The sequence below is a fragment of the Sulfolobales archaeon genome, assembly GCA_038897115.1.
Lineage (GTDB): Archaea > Thermoproteota > Thermoprotei_A > Sulfolobales > AG1 > AG1.
The window spans coordinates 29,408-32,523 of sequence record JAWAXC010000011.1; the positions used below are offsets into that span (position 1 = coordinate 29,408).

At 46.8% G+C, this 3,116-nt stretch carries 2 protein-coding genes; both read right to left on the bottom strand.

The genetic code is table 11. The features are described 5' to 3' along the window. Positions 1–1,511: phenylalanine--tRNA ligase subunit beta (gene pheT / locus QXE01_02855; protein MEM4970175.1), on the bottom strand; the 1,511-nt coding region annotated here is incomplete at its 3' end. Continuing rightward, entirely contained in the window at positions 1,486–2,985 is a 1,500-nt protein-coding gene (locus tag QXE01_02860; protein ID MEM4970176.1) for a phenylalanine--tRNA ligase subunit alpha, read from the bottom strand. The genes pheT and QXE01_02860, both read right to left, overlap by 26 nt. Positions 2,986–3,116: the final 131 nt, after the last annotated feature.

Sequence of the window (3,116 nt, forward strand, 5' to 3'; positions counted from 1 at the left end):
CTACCGTCTATGAAGAGTGGATATCTCCGAGGCCTGGTTTTCGGGGATAGGCCTAGGGATCTTAGCATTGAGAATAGAGGTGCTTGTATATCTTCAAAGCTAACCTCATAATCGAGTATAGATGCAGCTATAGATAGTCCTGTCCTCCACCCTGTATAGGTTGTTGGATCTCTAAATATTACATCCCCTATCTCGTAGATCTTTATAGGTTTTGGCGAGTACTGTGTGGCTGAGAGGGTTATAAGGTTACTTATAATTATCGAGGGCCTTGCAGCGGACATCTCGCTAGAAACAGGGTTTCTGATCCTCAGGAAATCTGTGAACCCTAGATCTCTCAAAAGCTGCTCCGGAACCAAGACATGTCTATAGACCTCGGTGAATCCAAGTCCAGCCATTATATCTCTCAACATTCTTCTAAGGATCGAACTATGATCCAGCCTGCCTGGGAGTGTTATCTGCAGCGGCTCTGGAGAGATCTTATTCAGATCCAATGCTATCGCTATATCCTCAACAAGATCCACAGGCTCTATAACATCTATCCTATACGATGGTATATAGACCTCAACCCCACTATCTAGAGGTTTAACACCATATCTCATCTCCTCAAGAGACCTGGAGACAATATCTACCCCCAAATCCTCCAAGCCTATTAGCGATAATGCCCATCTAACATCTAGCATCATCCTCCTCACCTCCCCCATAGGAGTTTCTAGAACCCCCCATGGGGCGTGTATAGATACCCTCTCTATAGCCTTATCCTCCGTACCCTCTGCAATGGTTGTAGATAATATCTCTAGTGTCTTTAAAACATACCCTAGATCCGTGCCTGTCACATCAATCAAAAGATCTCTTGTCCTATCCGTGATCCTTGTGAGCTCCGAATTAATCACCGGAGGCATGCTTATGATCTCACCGCCACAGACTATGCCTGGCACCCTTCCATCCCTATTCGATATATACCCATATAGCCTCCCCTGCTCAGTCACCTTCAGGATCTCCTCTATACTCAATGATCTCGAATATCCAAGTGGGGCGAATGTTTCTCTAGGCTCTAGCTCTCTATATATACACTCCCTGCCGGGAACCTTAGAGAGATCGTGAAGACCTATTGCAACCTTCCTCCTCTTCCTACCTATAGTTGCGTGGAGCTTCTCCTGAAACTGGATCAGCTCTTCTATGAACTCATCAGAGCTTCTAACCCCCCTTATAATAGCCATAGCTATATATGGCCTCTGCGGGACATCCCTGACCTCTAATCTATAGCCGCTATCTCTATAGACATATCTGGGGAGGCCGATCTCTATCCCTAGGAGCCCTTTTAAAGTTCTCGCAACACCCTCAGAGATCATCATATCGAGTCTATCGCTATTAATCTCAACCTCTATATAGCCCTCACCAATTCTTTCAACCTCGCCCTTCACCCTCATTAAGAGCCTCTCTAGATCTGATTCCGCGATCTCCCTGCCCAATAGGCTGAAGAGCCTCTTAGTGGATAGCCTTATAACTGGCAACTCTATACCACCTCAGCTTCTCGAGGGAGGGGGTGTAGAGCTCCCTTATATCTGATATAGAGAGATACGCCATTGCAAGCCTATCAACACCCATGCCCCAGGCCCCCACATTATGTTTCACCCCAACCATTCTAAGCACCTCTGGCCTGAACAACCCTGATCCAAAGATCTCTATATATCCCAGCCCCTCAATCCTAACATATCCTTCAACACTAGGCTCTGTGAAGGGGAAGTACCCTGGTTTAAACACAACCTCTTTAAATCCGAGAGCCCTTGTGATCTGGGTTAGTATGCCTAGCAGCTTCCTCAGATTCATATCCCTCTCCATAGCAATGCCATCCATCTGGTGGAACTCAGGTAGGTGTTTAGCGTCTATAGCATCGAATCTAAAGACCCTCCCAACTATGAAGGCCCTCACCGGAGGCTCTCTATGTGTATATAGGTATTTAATAGTAGCAGCCGTGGTCTGGCTCCTCATTATAAGCCTAGATGCTATAGATCTATCGTATCTATATCCCCAGCCCCTCTCATGCTCCCTAGCAACGAGCTCTAGGAGATCCGCATACCCCTTAAGATCAGCTGGGGACGATTCGAGAACAAGTGTATCGTGGATCTCCCTTGCCGGGTGATCCTGTGCTTGGAATAGAACATCGAAATTCCAAAGCTCCGGCACAACAAGATCGTCTGTGATCTCCTCAAACCCTAGTGAGACCATAACATCCCTAAGCATCTCTAGGAAGTCTACATAGAAGTGCTTATAACCCGGATAGATCTCCCTTGGCTCTGCCTCAACATTATATGGCCTTAATATAATCTCTGATGGCTTTCTAGACAATATATCCTTTGTTATCTTAGAGATGATCTGTAGATTCTCGGTTCTTCTAAGCACATTATAGCCCTCATCAGTAACTTCGAAATATATCTCCCTCCTCTCCTCCCTAGAGAGCATCTTCCTCCTAACAAGCTCCTGGATCTCCTCATCTGTTAGGGGTATCTCATCCCTTTCAACGCCTGAGATACATTTTGCAAGGGTCTCTCTATATCTCTCTAGCGAAGCCCCTCCCACGAGGATCAACATATCGCCCTCAATCCTGACCCAGCCCCTTCTTCTAGACCATGCCACCGCTATCGAGGCCCTCTCCTTACCCATGGCTCTCTCTGCCTCTTGAATAGATATAGACCCCCCTTTCTCCGAGAGAAGCCTTATAAGATCCTCCTCGGGGAAGGATCTCAGATTCTCGATACCCTCCCTAGTAGTTCTATATATATATTTGGTTTTCCTCTCAACCCTCACAAGACCCTTAGCCGATAGAGCCTCTACCAGAGATGCTATGGTGCTCCTCGGTATACCACTGGATCTTGATGCATCCTCTATAGAACCCCTCCCAACCATGGCTAGGGCTTTTAAAACCTCCCTCTCACCCTGGCTTAGAATCGGTTCCGAGCCTGAAAATGGGGGCCACCTCCACCATATTCATAGAGTGGTAGATATAAACCCTAATATTAATTCACATGGGAGATCTTGAGGAGACGCGTGCTCAGAGACCTCGTGCTCCAGAGGATAGAGATCCTTAGAGAGCTATCGTTTAAAGCAATGAGAGAGGG